The sequence below is a fragment of the Brevibacillus sp. Leaf182 genome (assembly GCF_001423865.2).
Taxonomy (GTDB): domain Bacteria; phylum Bacillota; class Bacilli; order Brevibacillales; family Brevibacillaceae; genus Brevibacillus; species Brevibacillus brevis_C.
Genome location: NZ_LMPN02000035.1, coordinates 1 through 21,607, shown reverse-complemented (window position 1 = coordinate 21,607; position 21,607 = coordinate 1). Strand labels below are relative to the sequence as shown.

Genomic DNA, 21,607 nt, shown 5'->3' with positions numbered 1-21,607 from the left:
TTAAGTAAAATAAAAATGGCTGTCGACTTTCTCGACAGCCTGAGTAGACTACAGCAATATTGCTTGTAGTCTACTTTTTTCTGTAGGCTTCTAGAGGTGACTCTCCAAGAATCTGGTATCATCAGCTATTTGAGAAATTTACTGAATCTATCGCAAGTTCCGAATTTATTTGACAATAATACCCATATATTGTTAAAATATGTAATATAGATTTAAAGGTGGTTAGAATTTTAGTTCGCGATGAAGAGCGGAGCATTCATATAGTACAAGCTTTATAATAGTCACGACAGTCCATCCGAATTTTGGAAGGAGGTGAATTATAATGAATCAAGTGCTGAATTTACAAAAACTTCCTCAAAAAGAGGTAAGTGAAGTAGCTGCTAGGTGGTCATTGTATAGTAACATTTGCCCTTGGCCGTGGGGGTAATGGTTGTAAAAGTGCTTCTTCAGAGAAGACCTAGTTGAAGGGTAACTTCAACTAGGTCCTTTTGAATGAGACGAGTCCATAAGATGTAGCTTACAAATGATTGGGAGAGGTACATAAATTATTTATGAGAGGAGCGTATATCATGAAGGCAAACATGGTTTATTATGATTATTTAAATGAAAACTCGAGATATTTCACTCCTAACAAATCAAGCGTTACTGAGAGAGAATTTAATGTGACAAATTTATCAGATGATTGTGTAGTGAGCAGGGAAGAAAATTCCGTATGGAAAATGTACATGTTTAAAGAACAATCCTTGAAAGCTCAAGGCTGGAAAATCCATATTAGTGCAACACTTGATAATGCAGAACAGATTTTACAGAAAGTCAGTAATATATTGGTTGAACGTAAAGTCCATTTCAAACATCTTGCAAGCGAATGGGATTATCTTACTACAAACTCAAAGACCGCAAATAGAGCAAGTTCGGGAAAGTTTATTACGATCTATCCTCCTAGTGACGATGATTTTTTAAATTTATTAGATCTACTGTATACCACTCTTCATTCTTTTGAGAGTGGTCCATACATCCTGAGTGACAAGTGTTGGAAAAACAGCAATATTTACTATAGGTATGGCGGATTTGCAATGATATTCAACGAACAAGGCGAATTGTGCATGAAAGATGAAAATGGTGAATTGCTTGTAGACGAAAGGGTTCCTTACTATAAAGTACCTTCTTTTGTTAAAGAATTTGATCAGTATTTAGATTCTTTAAATACCCCATCTATTGAGGCTGAAGTAGAAAATAATAAATTTGAAGAATACGAATTTCAAAATGCACTTCGCTTTACGAATGGTGGAGGAATCTATGTAACAGAAAGGAAGAAAGATAAAAAGAAAGTCATTATTAAAGAAGCAAGGCCAAAATCAGGATTGGATGGTCAAAAAGTTGATGCATTAGAAAGACAAAAAATGGAACTTGATGCGTTATTAAAGCTATCGAAAGTAGATGGAATTGTAAATATACTAGATTACTTTACACATTGGAAACATAGTTTTCTTGTGGAAGAGTATGTGGATGGAATTGACTTAGAGTCCTGGATTGTAGCGAACTACCCTTTTATTAATAATGGTGATATCAAAGTCTACAAGAACAAAATACATAATATTCTTACTAAATTAGTGTCTATTGTTGAAGAAATGCATAAAAATGGTGTAGGAATGGGAGATTTACAACCAGCAAATATCATCATATCCGAAGATTTAGACGTTACTCTGATTGACTTTGAAACAGCACGACCTAAGGATTCTGAAGGAAAGCCTACACTGATAACATGCGGATTCTCCCATCCACGTAATAAAAATAACGGGGAGAGGGACTGGTATGCAATAAAGAAAATTCTGCGATATTGCTTATTGCCAATTGGACCAATCGAGGATATTGATTCCGGTATGTATGATTATCAAGATCAATGGATTGAAAAAGTTTATGGAGAGGATTTTCTACTATTTGTAAAAATGATAACAGAAAAATGTCATCAGCATTTATCGTTTATAGGAGAAGAGAATAGGTCGCAGGCCATTAATAAAAATGCGATGAAAAAGGATATTTCCTCCATTATAGAAGGTCTCAGAAATGGTATTGAGAAAAATTTTGTTCGTAACGAAAAATTAATTCATGGTGATATCAGGCAATTTGAAAGCAAAGCTGGGAAATACAATGTACAAAATGGAGGCACTGGAGCTGCACTAGCATTTTTTAGATCTGGTACTGTGAGTGAAATTATAAACCGTTGGATTGAAAATGAATTAATGGGAAATATCGATTCTATTGAACAAGGTGGATTATTAACAGGTAAAGCAGGCATAGGGACAACATTATATGAAATCGGTTATAAAAAAGAAGCAATAAACATCTTTGCAAACATGAATCTTAATTCGTCTGATATATCATTAAGGTCAGGATTGTCAGGAATAGGTCTTGGTTTAGTTAGTCTTTATTTAGAAGAACAAGATGAACGTTTTCTAGAAAAAGCAATATTTGTCGCTAGTATCATTGATACTTTTATAAGCGAGAAGAAAGAGTTAAAAGTTCAGGATTGGGCCGGGATTCCAATCGGTATAATGGATGGTTGGTCTGGAGTCTCGTTGTTTTACTCGGCTTTGTATGCAGTCACCAAAAAGGAAAGTTATTACTTGAAATCTATTGAATGCATTGATAAAGATTTAGAAAAAACAAAAGAAGACAAAAGCACATTGCAAACGATTGATGACTCCAATCGTTTATTACCTTACCTTTCAGGGGGATCGGTAGGTATAGGAATAGCAATCGTTTACCTAAACCATGTTAGTGATAAAAAACTTTACCAAAGAGAATTGAGCTTAATTACTAATTTATATCGTGTTAGATGTAGCTTTAGTGGGGGGCTTTACGATGGTGCTGGAAGCTTTTTGATTATCCCGCCTCTACTAGGAAAAAGTGATTCTGAGTACACAAACAAAAAAGATTGTGTAATAGAATTGTTACGTCTATTTTTAATTCATAAGGAAAATCATATTTTATTTCCAGGGCAGTTTTGTTATCGTTTGTCTGATGACTTTCAAACAGGGAGCTCTGGTATTATACTAGCTTTAGAGGGGATATTGAAAGATAACCCATTATATTGGCTTCCATTAATAAATATCGATGACTTTTATAAAAATACAAAATATAGACAAGATGAAGTATGTGTAAATGCCGACCCAACTACAATAAAGCAATGAGTCGTAGAGTGGTGGTTAGCTTTGTTCTATAATTGTATAAGAGTACCAAATGGACAGTGCTACCTTATGGTTGGTTGCTGTCGTTTTTTTGTTTGCGAAAGAGAAAAAGGTTGTTTAGATCCTACATCATGTCCAATGTGCAGAAAGGAGAGATACGACTTGCAAGAACTAACCTCAACAGAACTGATCCAATACCTGCAAGAAAAAGAGTCGGTCGCTCTTTTTGTCTATACACCGATGTGTGGGACCTGCAAGCTCGCAGCACGCATGCTCGGCATCATGCAAGAAACATTGCCTACCGTTCCTCTATATCAGATCAACATTAACACGGCGCCTGCATTGGCAGAGCAATGGCAAGTGACCAGTGTTCCCGCCTTGCTTATTTTTCAACGAAACGAATTGTTAGAACGCCATTATGCCATCCAGTCCGTTGGGTTTTTATACGATGTATTGAAACCTTTGGCCTAGACATACACCTATTCCCTTCGCCATGAATATGACTAAGAGTGAAGAAATGCGAAGGAGGAGGCGTATGCAAATCCACGTGGTGGAAGAAGGACAAACCTTAGAGAGCATCGCCGAGACATACGGCACAACGCCGGAAGCGATCAACAAGGCAAATGAACTACCAGATCCGAATAAGCTGGCAACTGGGCAGGCGATGGTGATCCCGATTGTAGGTAGCTACTATTGGGTTAAACAAGGAGATACGTTGTATACGATCGGTCAGCGTAACCAAATCAGCGCAGCAGAGCTTGCTCGCGTCAATGGGATTTCTCCCTATAAACCGCTACAAGTCGGGCAAAAGCTTTACATCCCGCCTCGCCCTAGACGAGCGGCTGATTTCAATGCGTATGTGGAACCGCGCCGCACTGTTCCACCATCGATGGAAGCGGATGTTCGAACGGCTGCCCCTCATCTTACGTATTTGGCGCCGTTCAGCTTTCGCATCAAACGGGATGGAACCCTCCAACGACCGAATCTGAACAACTTTCCGGCGATCGCAAAAGAAAACCAGGTCCTACTTATGATGGTCGTGACGAATTTGGAAAAAGGTCAGTTCAGTACGGAATTGGGAGCACTCATCTTGAATGATCAAGAACTCCAGAACAAATTGTTGGATAATATTCTCGCGACAGCGCGTGAGCTGGGAATGGGGGATATCCATTTTGATCTGGAAGCATTGCCCACAACAGGTGCAGAGGCGTACGCGAACTTCTTGCGAAAAGCAAGAGGCCGTATACATGCAGCGGGGTTGATGATGTCTGTTGCGCTCGCACCGAAGACGAGTGCCGTGCAAGCAGGCAAATGGTATTCCGCCCATGATTACAAGGCCATTGGAGCGCTTGCCGATTTTGTCGTGATCATGACGTATGAATGGGGCTATAGTGGTGGCCCTCCCATGGCGGTTTCTCCAATCGGCCCGGTGCGGCGTGTCTTGCAGTACGCCATTACCGAAATGCCAGCCGATAAAATTTTGATGGGCCAAAATCTGTACGGATACGACTGGACCTTACCGTACGAGCGAGGGACGACAGCGAAAGCATTAAGTCCGCAAGCAGCCATTGCTCTAGCTGCGCAGCATAATGCAGTGATCCGGTATGATTATCGCGCGCAGGCTCCGTTTTTTACGTACACCGATGATCAAGGCAAGCAACATCAGGTGTGGTTTGAGGATGCACGGTCGATTCAAGCCAAGTTCAATCTGGTTAAACAACTCGGTTTGAGAGGCGTCAGCTACTGGAAACTCGGTTTGCCATTTCCGCAAAACTGGCTGTTGATCGAGGAGAACTTTCGCGTTCGGAAGCGTGCATAGTCATCAGGCGTACATTCCATTGGGGGCTGTACGCCTTTTTTTCGAATGAAAAATCATGGTATGATGAAGAGGACAGGAAGGAAAAGGGGAGAAATCATGGGAGAATGCAAATTGGATCACAGCCATGAGGACGTACTCAAAAAACTGGCAGAACAAGCTCCATATTTGTCGGAGTTGCGTGTGAGTCAATTCAAAAATCAGTTGAATGGCGAACTCAGCCAAGAGCGTCTAAACGAGCTGTTTCATTTATTGAAAAAGTATGACCTGGCGAGCCCAGAGGAGCGCCAAGAGCGCGAAAAACAAATGGATCACTTGTTTGGGTAAGCTTTATACATACGTTTTTCGTTTTGCCCCCTAGTGGGAGAATCAGGCTGGAACCACAGTTCCATGCAGCGAGGAGTAACAATGGACGACAGACTCTATTATCAGGATGCCTATACGAGAACGTTTTCGGCCCAGGTGACGAGAGGTGGTGTTGAGCAAGATGGGACACCTTACGTGGTACTGAATCAAACGGCTTTTTACCCTACTGGAGGTGGACAGCCTTCTGATCTGGGCGTATTGGGAGAGATTTGTGTGGTAGATGTGGAAGAGGTAGATGGAGAAATTCGTCACCGACTGGAAGCTCCCTTATCAGAAAGCATAGCGGAAGTAACAGGTCACATCGATTGGGACCGCCGCTTCGATCACATGCAGCAGCATGCCGGCCAACACATTTTATCCGCGTCCTTCCTGGAAGTCGTGCAGGCAGAAACCGTTGCCTTTCACTTGGGTAAAGAACGTGTCACCATTGATGTACGACTGGATGAGTTGACAGCAGATGTATGGGAGACGGTAGAAAAGCGAGCGAATCAGATTGTTCTGGAAAACCACCCCATCATTGCGCGGTTCGTTGATGACGAGGAATTGGCAACGATGCCCTTGAAAAAACAGCCGACCGTTACTGAAAATATTCGTGTCGTGATGATACCTGATTTTGATTACAACCCATGCGGAGGGACACATCCAGCGCGTACGGGCGAAGTCGGGATGATCAAGATCTTGGGCTGGGAGCGACATCGCGGAAACATTCGTCTGGAATTCATCTGTGGCTGGCGAGCTTTGCGGGACTACAACCAAAAGCAAGCTGTCGTTCGTGATACGGCGAAGCTGCTCGCTACTAATGAAGGGGAACTGATCGCACAGACGGAACGCCTCCTTGCAGAACGCGACGCCTTGAAGGCAAAATTAGCAGATGTGGATAAGCAGCTCTTGGAAGTGGAAGTGAATCAACAACTATCTGCTGCTAGCCAACTCGGTCATTCTCGCCTCATTATGCGTACCTTCACAGACAAAACCATTCAAGAGCTTCAGCAGTTCTCACAACTGGCTACTGCTCTGGCGCCAGATGCAATTTGCCTCTTGGCAGCTACTACTGAAGACAAAATGCAAGTCGTGTTTGCTCGTGGGCAGGAAGTCAATGTAGCCATCAATCAAGTGTTGAAAGAAACCTTACCGGTTATTAACGGAAAAGGTGGGGGGAATCCCGCCATGGCACAGGGTGGCGGTCAGTCGGCAGTGGATGCGGAGGAAGTATTGCTACATGCTCGCAAACTACTGGAAGCCTCACTAATGTAAATACATTCCATAATTAAAGGAGGAATCCGCGTTGAACTGGAATCCGGGAGATATCGTTCGTGTTACGCAGCGAACGGGTGAATATATTACAGAAGTATTGGAAATCCACGATTCGAAGCTGCTGGTAAAAGTGTTGGCAGTGACCAAATATCCGACGCAAGGCGATTTGCATTCTTCCTACGAAGTAGATGTGCCACTGTTTCACCAGCGTCCAGCACTCTCTTACATGGAAAAATTCATGACGCCTGTCCAAGGGGTCATTCGCTATAATGGCGCGATTCCAGACTACAAGGAATCTGTGCGTCAGGCGATGGAGAGAGAAATGGAGAAGCTGGCGAAAATGGCAGCTTGGGCAGAACGTTGTCTCGTTGAGCTGGAAAAGATGCACAAGGAAGCCTTTACAAACACGAAATAGAGTGGTACTGTAGTACTCGAATGTACGACAATTGCATAGCTTTACTACCAAACGGGGGCCAAGCAACGTTGGCTGAGATTGTGACGAGTGTGTTACTGACCGTTGAACCTGACCTGGGTCATGCCAGCGGAGGAAGAGGTATTTGGAATCAGTATCACGTGTCGCATCCGAGCGGAACCATGCTTGTTTGCGTGCATGCATGATAAGTCCACACTCAACCATCCGAGGCGGATGGTTTTTTTATGCCATTCGTCCGGTGAGATGGGATGGGTATACGGCTTCTTCTGTTTGTCTGAATCGACTCAGGCAGGCGGGAGAAGCCGTTTTTTTTCCAGTAGAAGGAGGTAATCAATGACTGTTCAGCTGAATGGGAAAAAAGTAGAGTTGGCGGAAGAGATCACGACAGTGCGAGCCTTGCTTGCTTCTTATTCCCTGCAAGAGAAGATTGTCGTCGTAGAGCGCAATGGTGAAATTATTGATCGCTCAGTGTACGAGCAAACACCGATTGCAGACGGAGATCGCATAGAAATCGTTCATTTTGTCGGAGGAGGATGATCATCATGATGGATACATTGAAAATTGGATCGTACGAGTTTCGCTCTCGTTTACTTCTGGGAACAGGTAAATTCGCAGACTTGGATACACAAGGGAAAGCGGTAGAGGTGTCGGAAGCAGAGATTTTGACCTTTGCGATTCGTCGCTTGAATTTGGAAAATCCGCAAGAACCAAACTTTTTGGAACAACTCGATTTGAAAAAATTCACCCTGCTACCAAATACAGCAGGTGCCTATACAGCGGAAGAAGCGGTGCGCATTGCCCGTTTGGCCAAAGCATCTGGCCTGTGTGACATGATCAAGGTCGAAGTCATTGGAGATCCGAAAACACTTCTCCCTGACCCGATTGGCACGCTCGAGGCTTCGAAAATCTTGGTGGAAGAAGGCTTTATCGTACTGACCTACACCAATGATGACCCGATTCTTGCTAGACGTCTGCAAGAGGTTGGCGTACATGCGGTTATGCCAGGTGCGTCACCAATTGGTTCCGGACAAGGGATTGTCAACGAAAACAACCTCCGCTTTATCATCGAGGATGCCAAAGTACCGATTATCGTGGATGCAGGAATCGGCTCTCCAGCAGACTGCGCGAAAGCGATGGAGCTAGGTGCTGACGGTGTCTTGTTGAATACAGCAGTCGCCCTCGCAGATAATCCTGTATTAATGGCAGAAGCGATGAAGCTCGGAGTAGAAGCAGGTCGCAAAGGTTTCCTGGCAGGCCGTATCACGAAAAAACGTTACGCATCCGCAAGCAGCCCGACTGAAGGGATGATTGAGTAGCGTGGATCGACTGACAGAAGCGGTAGAATCGATTGCCAGCCGCAAAGAAGAGCTGTTCGACTTATTGGCAGAGCTCGTTTCTTATCCAACTGTAAGTCCTCCCGCGCGAAACAGCGATGCCGCGCAAGGAGTAATCGCCAACAGACTGCAAGCGATGGGATTCGAGGTCGATCGCTGGACGGTATATCCAGGAGACGACAATATCGTCGGTCGGTTATCAGGGAGTGCCTCTACACAGGCAAACAGCCTGATTGTCAACGGGCATATCGATGTGGCTGAAGTTGGAGATGACACGGGGTGGACCTATCCACCCTTTGCTCTGACACATGGCAAGGATGGACGCTTGTACGGCCGTGGCGTTGCTGATATGAAAGGTGGACTCGCAGCGAGCATGTTTGCGATCCAAATGCTGCGCGAGCACGGAATCGAGCTCCAAGGTGATCTGCTCTTTCAATCCGTTATCGGAGAAGAAGCAGGCGAAGCGGGGACATTGGTCGCTATCGAGCGTGGCTATCAGGCTGACTACGCCGTTGTGGTGGATACGAGCAATCTCCACATGCAAGGGCAGGGTGGGGTCATTACAGGCTGGATCACGATTGAGAGTCCGACGACGCTGCATGACGGAATGCGCGCACAGACCATCCATGCAGGCGGACGTGTCCGGGGAGCTTCTGCCATTGAAAAAATGACGAAGGTGATCACCGCACTACAGGAGCTGGAACGGGACTGGGCCGTCATGAAGTCCTATCCGGGCTTCCCGGCAGGCAGCAATACGATCAATCCTGCAGTCATCGAGGGAGGTCGTCACGCTGCGTTTATTGCAGATCGATGCGCTCTCTGGATTACCGTTCATTTTTATCCGAATGAATCCCATGAAGAGATCATCCGAGAGATCGAGGATCACGTCGGTCGTGCAGCAGCAGCAGATCTTTGGCTGAGAGACCATCCTCCAACATTCCGCTGGGGTGGACGTTCGATGATTGAGGAGCGCGGTGAAATCTTCCCTTCACTGGAGTTGGATACGAACCATCCGGGGTTGGCAGCGCTTCAATCCGCCTATGAAAGCCACATGCATCAAGCGCCCAGTGTTACTATGTCGCCTACGGTGACAGATGCAGGCTGGTTTGCGCATGCAGGCATTCCGGCTGTATTATTCGGGCCCGGTGAGCTCCTGCATGCACATGCCGTAGATGAATCCATTGATCCTGACCAGCTTGTTCATTTTGCCCAGATCATGGCCCGTTTTATTGCCAACTGGTGCAATACCCCAAAGGAAGCGAAGGAGTGAGTATCGCATGGCAACCTTTACTGAACGATTGAGAAAAAGTGTAGCCCCGATCTGGGAGCGTGTTCATCAACATCCATTCGTCACCGGACTTGGAGATGGCAGTCTGCCCGTTGGTGCATTCAAATATTACATGAAACAAGACTACATCTATCTGATTGATTACGCGAAAATGTTCGCAATTGCGAGTGTGAAGGCGTACGATCTGGAAACGAGCTCCAGATTCGCCGCTTTGCAAGAATCAACGCTGAACACAGAGATGGAGCTGCATCGCCAGTATGCCGAGCGTTTTGGTATTTCTCGCGCGGAGCTGGAAGCAACAGAGCCTTCGTTTGTAATGCTCGGGTACACGAGCTACATGCTGCGTGTCGCTCATCAAGGCTCGTTGGCAGAATTGGTGAGTGCACTACTCCCATGCACATGGAGCTATTGGGAGATCGGCAAGCGTTTGGCTCAAGTAGAAGGGGCGCTGGATCACGAACTGTATGGGGAGTGGGTACGCATGTACAGCTCCGATGAGTTTGGGCAACTGGCGATCTGGCTGATTGAGATCATGAATCAATTGGCGGAAGGAAAGAGCGAGCAAGAGCTGGCCAGGATGGAAGAGTATTTTGTCAATACCTCCAAAATGGAGTACATGTTCTGGGACATGTCCTACAGAGAGGAAATGTGGCCGTGGGAGAACAACTAGCTTTCGCCGACGTCAGCTTTTCGTATGGCGACAAGCAGATTCTCGATCATTTTGATCTGCGTGTGGAAAAAGGGGAGTTCGTCAGCTTGATCGGTCCGAGCGGGATCGGGAAAAGCACCTTGTTTCAACTCATCGCAGGTCTTCTTAAACCAGGACAAGGCGAAATCAGGCTCGGCAGTGTACCGGTAGCCAATCGTTTGGGGCAGGTCGGCTATATGCCCCAGCGCGATCTGCTCATGCCATGGCGTACGATTGTCGAAAACGCAGCTTTACCGCTAGAAATCAAAGGTATGACGAAAAAAGAAGCGCATGAGCGTGTCAGACAGCAATTGCCAAGGTACGGGCTCCAGGATTGGGCTGACAGCTATCCAGCCCAGCTTTCCGGTGGGATGCGTCAGCGAGTTTCCTTTTTGCGCGCATTGTTTTCTGGTGCAGAGATGATGCTGTTGGATGAGCCGTTTAGTGCATTGGATGGGATTACGAGAATGGACATGCAAGAGTGGCTGATGGAAAAGTGGCAGGAAACAGGTAGCACGATGCTAATGATTACACATGACATCGACGAAGCCATTTTACTAGCCGATCGTATTATCGTGCTTTCAGGTAGTCCGATCACCAAGCCGATCGAATTAACGGTTTCGGTGAGCAGACCGCGAACGGCGAGCAGCCGCAACCAAGCCGGATTCTTGGCATTGCGTGAACAAATTTGGGAACTGCTTCGACGGGAGCGCCAAGCAGCAATGAAGCCACTGAGGAGAGAAGCGTGATGGGGAGAGGCATCTGGTTTGGCATCTCCATCGCCATTTTTCTTCTGGTGTGGGAAGCTGGTTGTCGCTTCCTCGGAGTGCCGCCATTCATTTTACCGCCGCCTAGCGCTGTGGTTGTATCGTTGTGGGATTTACGTTCCTCTCTAGTAGGTGTACATCTTTGGGCGACGTTAAAGGAAGTGTTACTGGGGCTATCGATCTCGATTGTGTTTGGAATCTCTCTTGCATTTGCGATGATTCGCAGTCGGATTGTGGAGCGCTTGGTCTATCCGTATATCGTCATCTCCCAAACGATCCCAATTATAGCATTATCACCCGTATTTATTTTGTGGTTCGGGTATGATTTATCTGGAAAAATCGCTGTTACGATTCTGTTTACTTTCTTTCCGATCGTCGTCAACACGTACGATGGACTTCGCTCGACGGACAAAGAAATGCTCCAGTTGTTAAAAACAATGGGGGCAACGAACGGGCAAATTTTCACCAAGCTGCAACTCCCGTCGAGCTTACCTCATTTCTTCAGTGGTCTCAAAGTGGCAGCTACTTACAGTGTAGCTGGGGCGACGATTGGGGAATGGCTGGGAGCAAGTGAGGGTCTCGGGTACTTTGGCAGACGGGCATCAGGCAATTTTCAGGCTCCCGCGTTGTTTGCCTCGGTCCTGTTGCTCTCGATTCTCGGCATGCTGCTTTTTTGGCTGGCTGGACGAGTCGAACGTCATTTTTCCCCGCATACGAAAATCAAAGGAGAACAACAATGAAACCTTTCCACAAATGGACGAAAGCATTCATGGCACTTACATTGGCAACAGGTCTTGCTGCTTGCGGCAATCAGGCGAGCACCGATGCTGGTCAGACGCAAGCCCCTGCAAATAAAGGAGCGGAGCCGACTGAGCTTACGATTGCGCTCGATTGGTATCCGAATGCTGTACATTCCTTCTTGTATGTCGCAGAGGAGCAAGGCTATTTCAAAGACGAGAACCTCAAGGTGACCATGCAAATGCCTTCAGACAGCAATGATCCGTTGAAGATGGCGGCTGCGGGCAAAGTAGATTTGGCAATCAGCTATCAGCATCAACTTGTCCAGGCTCGCTCCGAAGGGGTTCCGGTCGTATCAGTAGGCGCTCTCGTCCGTCATCCGCTGAACGTGATCATGACACGCCAAGATAGCGGACTCGATACTCCACAAAAACTGGCTGGCAAAAATATCGGGTATCCTTCGATTCCGATCAATGAGTCAATTGTCCGTCAAGTCATCAAGCATGCAGGTGCAGACGACTCAGGCTTGGTCTTTACCGACATCGGCTTCGATATTGTCCCAGCGTTGACTGCCAAAAAGGTCGATGCAGTAGTAGGTGGCTACATCAATCACGAGCTGCCGATCTTGGAGAAGCATGGCGTTCCGGTAAATGTCTTCACGCCTTCTGAGTTTGGTGTACCGGACTACTATGAGCTTGTATTGGCGACCAGTGATGATACATTGGGCAAAAAGCAGCAAGCGGTGGAAGGCTTCCTCCGTGCGATTGGCAAGGGCCAAGACTATGTGAAGAACAACAAAGAAAAAGCACTTGACCTGTTGTTGAGCAAACAAGCGAGCGAATTCCCACTGGAAGAAGACATTGAGACCAAGAGCTTGGATACCCTGATTCCGTTGATGGATGCGGGAGAAAAGCCTTTTGGATACCAGACGGTGGATTCTTGGCAAACACTGATTGATTGGATGAAAAAAGAGAAGCTGATAACAACTGACGTCAAAGCAGAAGAGATCATGCGTGATCTCGTGAAGTAATCGACGACATAAAACGTGAAAGCACCCCTTTGCACGCTTTTGAGAGTCTACTCTCGATTAGTGAGTCAGAGGAGGTGCTTTCTCTATGATGTCTTCCTTTTAGGAGGAGAGGGGGAAACAAAGCTCTGCTGTCATCCCTTTTCCTGTATCGCTCGTTAACAGCAGGTGTCCATGATGAGCGGCAGCAATACGTGCAACCATAGGAATACCGAGACCATGACCATTGTGTAAGGGAGATTTTCTTTTTGACGAATAAGGCAATTCCACCAAGTCAGGCAGCATGCTGTGCTCAATGCCTTTTCCGTTATCAGTGATAATCAGAAGAGCATTACGCTGGTTGGGCGACAGGGTCGTTTGCACGTGGATGTGACAGCCTGAAGGGTTATGCACGATGCTGTTTTGGAGCAGGTTCGTGATGGCGCGGACAAGAAGTTTTTCGTCGCCTATTACGAAGCATTGCTCAGTCGTGACATCCAGTTCAATGGTAAAGGTCTCTGCCAAATCATTGTTCAAAAAGTCAGTGACAATTTGCCGCGCAAGTGTCGATAGCCGAATCGGTTTGGTATGAATAGGCTGCATTTCGTATTCCAGCATGGAAACGAGATTCAAGTCGCTGACCAAAGACCGGAGCTTTTCCCCTTGCTTTCGAATGATGCTTGCTTTTTGCTGCTGCTCGTAAGGCACTGCATCGCTCTCTTCCAATTCACTGGCATACCCGAGCACCATCGATAATGGCGTGCGTATATCATGGGAAATTCCAGCGATCCAGTTCGAGCGTGCTTCGTCTCTGGCTTTTAGCAAAGCGTTCTTCTCTTGCAGAAGCGACGATGCATGATTGATGCTTCTAGCAATCCCGCTGAACATTCCCTTTGCCTCGACATGAGTATGCTGATCTTCTGACAGAGCGTGAATTCCGCTAATCAATGGGCGGATTGCCCGAATGAGTCGAGAACCGATGAATACGGAGAGAAGAGCAGCGAGCAGTACATTTCCGAAAAGCAAAGCCAGTAATCGATACGGTAAATCGCTTATCCAACTGATCGGGAAATGAAACTGGTACTTGGCGAGACTGTCCGTCGGGTAGCCCACGACGACTAGCCCTCTCTCATGCTCCCAAACAAAAACAGGATAGTCCTGTAAGTAATTTCGCGAGAACTGCGCTACTTCTGCCAGAGAATAGGCGCGGGGCAATTGGTCTGGTATGGCGTAGTCCCAGATGACTTTCCCATCGTTTGCAATCAGCATGGCCCAAGCCTGGCTTTTTTGCAACCATTCTTGTGCTTTTGGCTCCAACGTATAGTGGGAACCGTTCTGCTGAAGACCTTCTGCGACAGTTTGTGTGACGTGGACGGGAGAAGAGCCCTCGTTCATGCCTTTGAAAACAAATGTACCGAGAATGATGTAATTGACGATGAGCAAAAAGAAGGCAATCAGGATAGAAGCACCTGTATAACGACGTAATATTTGTGAGGCTCCATCCATCTACGACTCTTCCTTTACGAGTAGTTTGTATCCGAGTCCTCTTACCGTCAGCAAATATTCAGGGGTAGACGGACATGGCTCGATCTTTTCGCGAATGCGCCGCATATGAACCATCAACGTGTTTTCATACCCGTAGTAATCGTCACCCCAGACGGATTGGCACAGGGCATCGCTCGTGACGATTCGTCCCCGATTTTCATAGAGTTTTCGCAAGAGGGCGTGTTCCTTGGCAGTCAATGCGTATTCGTGGTGATCTCTCGTCACGATGGCCGCCTCCAAATCGACCGTACTGTCACCAAGCTGGAAAACGGGCAGACGATCGATTTGGGGAGGTGCGTAAACGCGTCGTAAAATGACCAGGAGACGAAGAACGAGCTCGCGTGGCAAAAATGGCTTCACGATATAATCGTCAGCACCAAGGCCAAGTCCGAGCAATCGATCTTCATCTTCCCCTCTCGCTGACAGAAAAATGACAGGGATTTGCGAGAAACGACGAATCGAAGTCAAAAGTCCAAATCCATCTCCATCTGGCAGCATGACATCCAGGATCGCGACATCAGGCTTGTCCGAAGCACATATCACTAACGCCTCTTTACAACTACCCGCATGAAAAATACGAGAGAATCCTTCCTTACGCAAAAATCCATCGATCATATTTCTGATTTCAAGCTCATCTTCTGCGATGAGTACTTTTTTCTGTTTCCACTCTTCCATATTGAATCACCCGTATTCATTATACTCGCTTGGTTTGTGTGTTCTACCCACTCGGAGTCGATTTAAGGTTGTCGTAAGATTCTTGTCAGCTTATCGACGGGTTGGGACTCTATGATTTCGTAGGAGAGACCAATAGATAGGAGCGAGAAAAGATGAATACGGTGATTCAAACGGAAAACCTTTCAAAACGCTATGGAGAAGCCTATTCCGTCCAGCGGGTGAATCTAGCGGTAGGAGAAGGGGAGGTCTATGGCTTCCTCGGTCCAAATGGTGCAGGAAAATCGACGACTCTTAAAATGCTGCTAGGATTAGTCAAGCCGACTGAAGGGAGTGTAACTGTATTCGGGAAGGATTTTAGCAGGAACCGAATTGAGATTTTGAGTCAGACGGGTTCATTGATCGAGGCTCCTTCCTATTACGGTCATCTGACCGGCCTGGAAAATATGCGCGTCATGCAGCGGCTGCGAGATGTCCCGGACAAACATGTAGAGAAAGCTTTGCAAATCGTCCGTTTGGAAAAACAACAGAACAAAAAGGTAGATCAGTATTCGCTTGGGATGAAGCAACGACTGGGAATTTCCATGGCTTTGCTGCATTTTCCCAGGCTCGTCATCCTCGATGAACCGACAAACGGACTGGACCCCGCAGGAATCGGTGAAATTCGGGAATTGATCCAATCGTTGCCACACCAGTATGGAATGACTGTGTTGCTCTCCAGCCATCTGCTCTCGGAAATCGAGCAAGTGGCTACGTCCATTGGCATTATCCACGAGGGGAAGCTGCTCTTCCAAGGGAGTATGGAGCAGTTGCAACGCAACAGTCAGCCTCATGTTTGGATGAAAACGCAGGACAATGAAAAAGCGAGAAGAGTTCTTCAAGATATGGAGCTTTCCCCAAGTCTCCAAGATGGATACCTTGTCATGGAAGACATGAACGATAGGGAGGTAGCGCAGACAAACCGGGCGCTGATTATGGCGGGTTTTGATGTTCATCGCATTGAAGTGCACAAACAAAGCTTGGAGAGCATTTTCCTCTCCCTTACAGGCAAGGAGGGGAGCTTGTAATGAGGACACTCTGGTTAGAATTTTATAAAATTCGACATAAGCGTTTGTTTCTCATGCTCGCCATTCTTTTGAGTATCGAACTGGCATGGGGGTTCATGGCTGTTAGTATTTCCATGACAAAAAATCCGGATGCCGCGAAGTGGAGCGCCATTCTGGTCACGATTACAGCCATGAACGGATTGTTTTTGCCGATTGGCTCGGCTGTCATTGTTTCACGGATTTGTGATATGGAACATAAAGGGCGTACATGGAAGCTGCTGTTGGCTGCTTCTGTCAGCAAAAAAGCGGTTTATGCAGCAAAATTCGTCTCTGCGGCTGTTTTGATGGGGGGTGCCGTCATTCTACAGATATTGGCGATCGTTGCATTTGGTATTGTCTATGGTTTAGCAGAGCCAGTCCCGATTAGCCTATTACTCGGCTTTGTAGCAGGGACTACACTGACGAATCTCGTGGTGATTGCTCTGCAACAATGGGTCTCTCTCGCTATCAAAAACCAGGCGTTCAGCCTATGCCTCGGGATGATCGGGGGCTTCATTGGCATGACGGCGAGCTTGTTTCCTCCACAAGTCGGACGCCTTTTCATCTGGTCGTACTATATAGACTTTTCGCCCGTTACGTATCAATTCGTCAATGAAACCATGTTATTTACTACACGTGAAATCGGCGTTCATTTGCCGATCATCGTCGTACTCATGGGCATCGCATTATATCTTGCTGGGAGCATTCACGTATCCCGGCAAGACGTGTAGGGAGGATCTTGTATGCTAATCAGATGTTTGGGAGCGGAATGGGTAAAACTCCGCCGTTCTCGTATATGGCTTGTTTTGCTTGTGCTTCCTGTTTTCAGTACGCTGATCGGTTTCGCCAACTACTGGATGAACCAAGCGATCCTGCAAAATGGCTGGTACAGCCTGTGGACGCAGGTGAGCTTGTTCTACGGTGAATTTTTCTTGCCCATTCTCATCGCGATCTGCTGTTCGTTCGTGTGCAGACTGGAGCATGCAAACCGTAACTGGAACGTGATACTGACAGCGCCTCTACATAGGCCAACGATTTTTTTCGCCAAACTGGTGGTGGTTGGTGTTCTCCTTTTTGTTGTGCAGCTTTTCTTCGTGGTGCTGTATATTTGCGCGGGTTTCATCGCTGGACTACATGCCCATTTTTCGTTTCCTCCAGAGGTGTTTGGATGGATCATGCGAGGCTGGCTGGCTTCGCTTGCCATCGTCGCCTTCCAACTATGGCTTTCCACGCGGATACAGAGCTTTGCTGTACCTGTCGGCATTAGTGTTTGCACTGTTTTTGTAGGGTTGGGCTTGTATGTGACTGGGCTGGGAATGTTTTTTCCTCTGTCGCTTTTAACGATTGGCATGGGTGTACTCAGTCAAGAGAGTTTGTCGCTGGGAGAGCTGGGGGCGTTTGTCGTCATGTGTGTCCTGTTCGTGACGAGCGGCTGTGCGCTGGGGATTCGCCGTCTTACGAGAGCAGGTCTTTAACAGTTTTCGCCACATTAACGGTTTCCCTTTCTTATCAAACAACCTTATAATAGAAGGTGAATGCTTGAATGAGGAGAAGTTTCCATGGACGACAAACACATAAACAAGACGAATAGCAAATGGGTGATCTGGGGGTTTATTCTCAGCGTACTCGCTTGTGCTGTGTCTATGGTGATATTCATCTACGTGATGCGCAACTAACAGCACATGATGGAAACGTCAAAAAACCGCTCGTATACGAGAGCGGTTTTTTGCTGTGACGTTAGCGGGATATCGCAGTTATTTTTCGGATGGCTTCTTCTTGTGACAGTTGGTTCAGCTCGGTAAAACCAAGGTTGGAAAGAGCAATCGTTTTTCCTTGATAGATGGGATAGACTCCTTGCCAGAGCCCTGCTGTACTGTACAGGTGTGATCCGCTCACTTTACGTAAAAACAACAAATAATTCCCTTCCGACAACGGTCCAGGATATTGCAGGTTGAGCGGGCTGGAAGCATCGGGAAGCGGCTCTACGCCAGTGCTAATTACCGTTAATAGTCTGGACGACGAGCCTTTAATGGCCGTTTTTACCTGAAGGTTTTGTGTGTAGTTCACAATTTTGCCTTGCGGAATCGTGCGTCCCGTTGGATGCTCCCGGTGGGCACTGTCTACCCAGGCGATAACGATCAAGTCTGACTTTTTTACGAGCTCCGCAAGAGAAGGATACGTTGAGGGATCTACTTGTACACGTCCCATGTCGGTTTGGGCATGGACGGGGAATGAAAAGGCGCAGAGAAGCGACAGACAGAGTAGCAATCGATAGAACATGAACCCATTTCCTCCAAACGAAAGAAGTCTTGAAGGTAGTATGAACGGAATGAGTATCGTTCATGCCTATAGACTTTTAGTATAATGGTAATATTCCGAATAAATAGAATACGTGCTATCATGATGGCGTACTGTGATTTGTTGGTTGAAATCGCCCAGACTATGACAAGGAGGTTATCATGAATCATTTGTTTGCTTTTCGACGTGTCGGTACGTGGTTTTTCGTGTTGGCTCTCTTGTTGCAGGTAGCAGCTTCGCCTGCGCTAGCCAAGGAAGAGGCTGCTTCTTCTAGTCCTCTTGCACTCAGCATAGAAAAATTCCTCGCCGATTTGAAAAACGATGAGAATAGCAAGGGGATGTACGCTGGAATTGCGGTTTACGATCTAACCGACAAAAAGTACGTATATAAGCACAATGCCGAACGTAATTTTATCCCGGCTTCCAACATGAAGCTGTTTACGACAATTGCAGGTCTGGATAAGCTGGGGCCGGATTATCAGTGGAAGACGGAGGTGTTTGTTTCAGGAAAGGTAAATAACGGGGGCATTTTGCAAGGAGATTTGATATTAAAAGGCTATGGCGATCCTAGCCTGACCTCAGAGGATTTGCAGCAAATGGCAAAAGCCATCAATGATTTGGGGATCAAACGAATCAATGGAAACCTCCTTCTCGATGACAGCTATTTTGATGAGACCAGATTGGGTACGAGCTGGATGTGGGATGACGAACCGTACGGGTACAGCGCTCAAGTCAGTGGATTAGCCGTAAATAAAAACTTTACGACGCTAACCGCAACCCCTGGGAAAACCGTGAATGACGCCCCCGTCCTGACCATGAATCCAGCTACCACATACATAACAGTCACAAACCAGTTGAAAACGACAGCGGGCAAGGAGAGCAACGTGCTCGTCGAGCGTCCGCGCGGAAAAAATGAAATCATCGTATCCGGTACGATCGGGATGCAAGCGGCTCCTTATGATGAAGATGTCACGATGGAAGATCCGGCTTTGTACGTGGGTGATCTATGGAAGGATCAGTTGCAGAAACAAGGGATTGCCATACATCCGAAGACAGAAGTGAAAAAAACTGTACTGCAAAGCGGAGTACCGCTCTATACCCACTTGTCCAAACCGTTGGGTGAGATCACAGTGGAGCTCAACAAGGAGAGTGACAACTTCTATGCCGAGATGCTTCTAAAGACGCTGGGGGTTACCCAGAAAAGCGAGGGGAGCTTTGAAGCAGGCAGTGAAGCGGTAGCGGACGTGATGAAACGCGCTGGCATTGAGTCAGGCTTCCGTCAGGTAGATGGCTCGGGGTTATCGCGATTTAATATGATCACCCCAGAGCAGATGATCGAAACCCTCGTCTTTTTGCAGGAGCAAGAATATCGAACGGAACTGGAAAAATCACTCCCAATCGCAGGAGTGGACGGCACCTTGAAAAACCGCATGAAGGGAACAAGTGCGGAAAAGAATTTGTTTGCGAAGACAGGTTCGTTAAGCGGAGTCAATACCATGTCGGGTTATGTCACCGCAAAAAATGGTCATAAGCTGGCCTTTTCGATTTTGATCAATGGCATCTATAAATCGAAGTATGCGAGGGAGCTACAGGATCGAATCGGAATTTTGTTAACAACCTACCCGGATGTCGTAGCTCCGGAAGGATTCAGCCCTCCAGAGAAAAAGACGTACCCGCTCTCTTCTTTGATCGATCCCATCCTCGACACGCCGGAAGCAGCAGGTGTAACGGCTGGAATCATGGTCAAATCGTTGGATTCAACAGATGACCCTGTTTTATACGAACGGGATGCGGACACACTGCTTACCCCAGCTTCGAATCTGAAGCTGCTGACGACTGCCACAGCATTGAACCAGCTTGGTTCGGATTACGTATTCAAAACGGAAGTGTTTGGAGACGCTCCGATCCTCTCTACGGGTGTACAACAAGGCAATCTGTATGTGAAAGGATACGGTGACCCTACTTTGCACACAGAGAATGCGCTACAAGTGCAGGAAGGTGTGTCGATTGAAAAAATAGCAGGGTGGCTCAAGCAACAAGGAATCACGCGTATTAACGGGAATCTCGTGATGGATGACAGCTACTTTGACCAGCAACGGCTTGGCCTCGGCTGGGCATGGGATGACGAGAGCTATTATTACAACCCGACCATTGGGGCTCTAGCAATGAACCGTGGAACGGTCATGATCGAATTCAAGCCTGCGAACGATGCTGGCGAACGAGTGGAAATCAACGTGCTTCCCAAAACAGCGTATGTACAAGTGATTAATGAAGCCAAGACTGTACAAAAAGGGGAAGAAAATACGTTTGCTATCCTGCGTGACCGTGGAACAAATACCATTAGACTGTCAGGGAACCTCCCGCTCGATCACGAAGGGGATTACGAGCGGGTACCTGTGGAGGAGCCAGCCAAGTACGTGGGGACTGTGCTGAAGGAAACGCTGGAGCAGCAAGGAATTGCGTTTGCTCCGAAAAGTGAAGTGCTGATCCAGCCCGTTCCTCCATCAGCAGTGAAATGGACACAATTTGAGTCACTGCCGTTGAAGGAAATCGTTCAGTATCTTAACAAGCGCAGTGACAATTACTACGCCGAGATGCTCCTCAAGTCGCTCGGAGCTGCAAAGAAAGGAAAAGGGAGCGCGGCGGCTGGGGCAGAGGTCGTCATGGAAACAGTATCTTCGCTCGGCGGGAATACCACCTTCGACATGATGGATGGATCAGGATTGACGCGCTACAATCTTATTTCTGCTCGGCAGATCGCATCCGTACTTGAGGGAATGACCAAGGAATCGACCTTTACCACTTTTGATGAATCTTTACCCATAGCGGGAATGGACGGTACGCTAAAAAACCGCTTGAAGGACACACCCGCCGCTAATAATCTTCATGCGAAAACAGGTTCGATGACGGGTGTGAACACACTGTCGGGCTATTTCACGGCCAAAAGCGGGGAGAAGCTCATCGTTTCGATTATGTTTAATGGTTATGTCGAGGATGAAGAGCTTTTTACCCAGATGCAGGATCAGATCATCACAATACTGGCCAGTTATGAATAGGAGTAACGCAGAAAAGGAGCCCCAATATCGGAGAGCCGTGCAAAACGACTCCTATAATATGTAAAAAGACTGA

Annotated in this window: 21 protein-coding genes and 1 riboswitch; of the genes, 18 read left to right on the top strand and 3 right to left on the bottom strand. The window is 46.9% G+C overall.

Translation table 11 applies throughout. From position 1 onward, the window contains the following. The first annotated feature begins 322 nt into the window (after positions 1–322). The 14 genes from ASG16_RS31690 (at position 323) to ASG16_RS26465 (ending at position 12,902) form a co-directional block, all read left to right on the top strand. Positions 323–427 (top strand): class III lanthipeptide, encoded by a 105-nt coding sequence (locus ASG16_RS31690; RefSeq protein ID WP_198674277.1) that lies wholly within the window; start codon positions 323–325, stop codon positions 425–427. A 142-nt stretch (positions 428–569) separates the two neighbouring features. Beyond that, entirely contained in the window at positions 570–3,191 is a 2,622-nt protein-coding gene (lanKC, locus tag ASG16_RS26525; RefSeq protein ID WP_056492462.1) for a class III lanthionine synthetase LanKC, read from the top strand. A gap of 159 nt (positions 3,192–3,350) precedes the next feature. After that, on the top strand, positions 3,351–3,659 hold the full coding sequence (locus tag ASG16_RS26520; protein WP_056492466.1) for a thioredoxin family protein: 309 nt from the start codon (positions 3,351–3,353) through the stop codon (positions 3,657–3,659). 64 nt (positions 3,660–3,723) lie between these two features. Further along, positions 3,724–5,007 carry a glycoside hydrolase family 18 protein gene (locus ASG16_RS26515; RefSeq protein ID WP_056492469.1) on the top strand — a complete coding sequence of 428 codons (1,284 nt, stop codon included), beginning with the start codon at positions 3,724–3,726 and terminating at the stop codon, positions 5,005–5,007. 96 nt (positions 5,008–5,103) lie between these two features. Continuing rightward, complete coding sequence (locus ASG16_RS26510) at positions 5,104–5,331, top strand: hypothetical protein (protein ID WP_056492472.1); 228 nt, start codon at positions 5,104–5,106, stop codon at positions 5,329–5,331. Positions 5,332–5,412: 81 nt separating this feature from the next. Beyond that, entirely contained in the window at positions 5,413–6,624 is a 1,212-nt protein-coding gene (locus ASG16_RS26505; protein ID WP_056492475.1) for an alanyl-tRNA editing protein, read from the top strand. A 31-nt stretch (positions 6,625–6,655) separates the two neighbouring features. Beyond that, complete coding sequence (kapB, locus tag ASG16_RS26500) at positions 6,656–7,039, top strand: kinase-associated lipoprotein KapB (RefSeq protein ID WP_056492478.1); 384 nt, start codon at positions 6,656–6,658, stop codon at positions 7,037–7,039. 41 nt (positions 7,040–7,080) lie between these two features. Further along, a riboswitch (TPP riboswitch) is annotated at positions 7,081–7,191 on the top strand. A gap of 199 nt (positions 7,192–7,390) precedes the next feature. Next, on the top strand, positions 7,391–7,594 hold the full coding sequence (gene thiS, locus ASG16_RS26495) for a sulfur carrier protein ThiS (RefSeq protein WP_056492481.1): 204 nt from the start codon (positions 7,391–7,393) through the stop codon (positions 7,592–7,594). A gap of 5 nt (positions 7,595–7,599) precedes the next feature. Next, on the top strand, positions 7,600–8,373 hold the full coding sequence (locus ASG16_RS26490) for a thiazole synthase (RefSeq protein WP_056492483.1): 774 nt from the start codon (positions 7,600–7,602) through the stop codon (positions 8,371–8,373). Beyond that, the gene (locus ASG16_RS26485) at positions 8,366–9,661 is read left to right on the top strand and encodes an acetylornithine deacetylase (RefSeq protein ID WP_056492486.1); all 1,296 of its coding nucleotides are present in this window, start codon (positions 8,366–8,368) and stop codon (positions 9,659–9,661) included. The genes ASG16_RS26490 and ASG16_RS26485 overlap by 8 nt, the downstream gene beginning before the upstream one ends. A 7-nt stretch (positions 9,662–9,668) precedes the next feature. After that, on the top strand, positions 9,669–10,349 hold the full coding sequence (gene tenA / locus ASG16_RS26480) for a thiaminase II (RefSeq protein WP_056492489.1): 681 nt from the start codon (positions 9,669–9,671) through the stop codon (positions 10,347–10,349). Then, positions 10,334–11,116, top strand: coding sequence for an ABC transporter ATP-binding protein (locus ASG16_RS26475; RefSeq protein WP_056492492.1), 783 nt, complete (start codon positions 10,334–10,336; stop codon positions 11,114–11,116). The genes tenA and ASG16_RS26475 overlap by 16 nt, the downstream gene beginning before the upstream one ends. Further along, positions 11,116–11,874: an ABC transporter permease gene (locus ASG16_RS26470; RefSeq protein WP_056492495.1), complete on the top strand. Its 759-nt coding sequence runs from the start codon at positions 11,116–11,118 to the stop codon at positions 11,872–11,874. Before ASG16_RS26475 ends, ASG16_RS26470 begins: the two co-directional genes overlap by 1 nt. Next, positions 11,871–12,902, top strand: a complete 1,032-nt coding sequence (locus tag ASG16_RS26465) for an ABC transporter substrate-binding protein (protein ID WP_056492499.1) — start codon at positions 11,871–11,873, stop codon at positions 12,900–12,902. The genes ASG16_RS26470 and ASG16_RS26465 overlap by 4 nt, the downstream gene beginning before the upstream one ends. Positions 12,903–13,001: 99 nt before the next feature. Here the strand turns inward: ASG16_RS26465 and ASG16_RS26460 are convergent, their stop codons facing one another. Continuing rightward, the gene (locus tag ASG16_RS26460) at positions 13,002–14,384 is read right to left on the bottom strand and encodes a sensor histidine kinase (RefSeq protein ID WP_056492502.1); all 1,383 of its coding nucleotides are present in this window, start codon (positions 14,382–14,384) and stop codon (positions 13,002–13,004) included. Beyond that, positions 14,385–15,098 (bottom strand): response regulator transcription factor, encoded by a 714-nt coding sequence (locus ASG16_RS26455; RefSeq protein ID WP_056492505.1) that lies wholly within the window; start codon positions 15,096–15,098, stop codon positions 14,385–14,387. A gap of 152 nt (positions 15,099–15,250) precedes the next feature. Between ASG16_RS26455 and ASG16_RS26450 the strand changes: the two genes are divergently transcribed. The 3 genes from ASG16_RS26450 to ASG16_RS26440 are packed head-to-tail and all read left to right on the top strand — an operon-like array spanning position 15,251 to position 17,655. Then, positions 15,251–16,162, top strand: a complete 912-nt coding sequence (locus ASG16_RS26450) for an ABC transporter ATP-binding protein (RefSeq protein ID WP_056492508.1) — start codon at positions 15,251–15,253, stop codon at positions 16,160–16,162. Continuing rightward, on the top strand, positions 16,162–16,911 hold the full coding sequence (locus ASG16_RS26445; RefSeq protein ID WP_056492511.1) for an ABC transporter permease: 750 nt from the start codon (positions 16,162–16,164) through the stop codon (positions 16,909–16,911). The genes ASG16_RS26450 and ASG16_RS26445 overlap by 1 nt, the downstream gene beginning before the upstream one ends. Before the next feature lie 12 nt (positions 16,912–16,923). After that, on the top strand, positions 16,924–17,655 hold the full coding sequence (locus ASG16_RS26440; protein ID WP_056492513.1) for an ABC transporter permease: 732 nt from the start codon (positions 16,924–16,926) through the stop codon (positions 17,653–17,655). Between the two features lie 262 nt (positions 17,656–17,917). Here the strand turns inward: ASG16_RS26440 and ASG16_RS26435 are convergent, their stop codons facing one another. Next, complete coding sequence (locus tag ASG16_RS26435) at positions 17,918–18,460, bottom strand: hypothetical protein (RefSeq protein WP_048033015.1); 543 nt, start codon at positions 18,458–18,460, stop codon at positions 17,918–17,920. Positions 18,461–18,639: 179 nt separating this feature from the next. On the opposite strand from ASG16_RS26435, the gene dacB reads away from it, so the two are divergent. Continuing rightward, the gene (gene dacB / locus ASG16_RS26430) at positions 18,640–21,534 is read left to right on the top strand and encodes a D-alanyl-D-alanine carboxypeptidase/D-alanyl-D-alanine endopeptidase (protein ID WP_056492516.1); all 2,895 of its coding nucleotides are present in this window, start codon (positions 18,640–18,642) and stop codon (positions 21,532–21,534) included. The last annotated feature ends 73 nt before the right edge of the window (positions 21,535–21,607 follow it).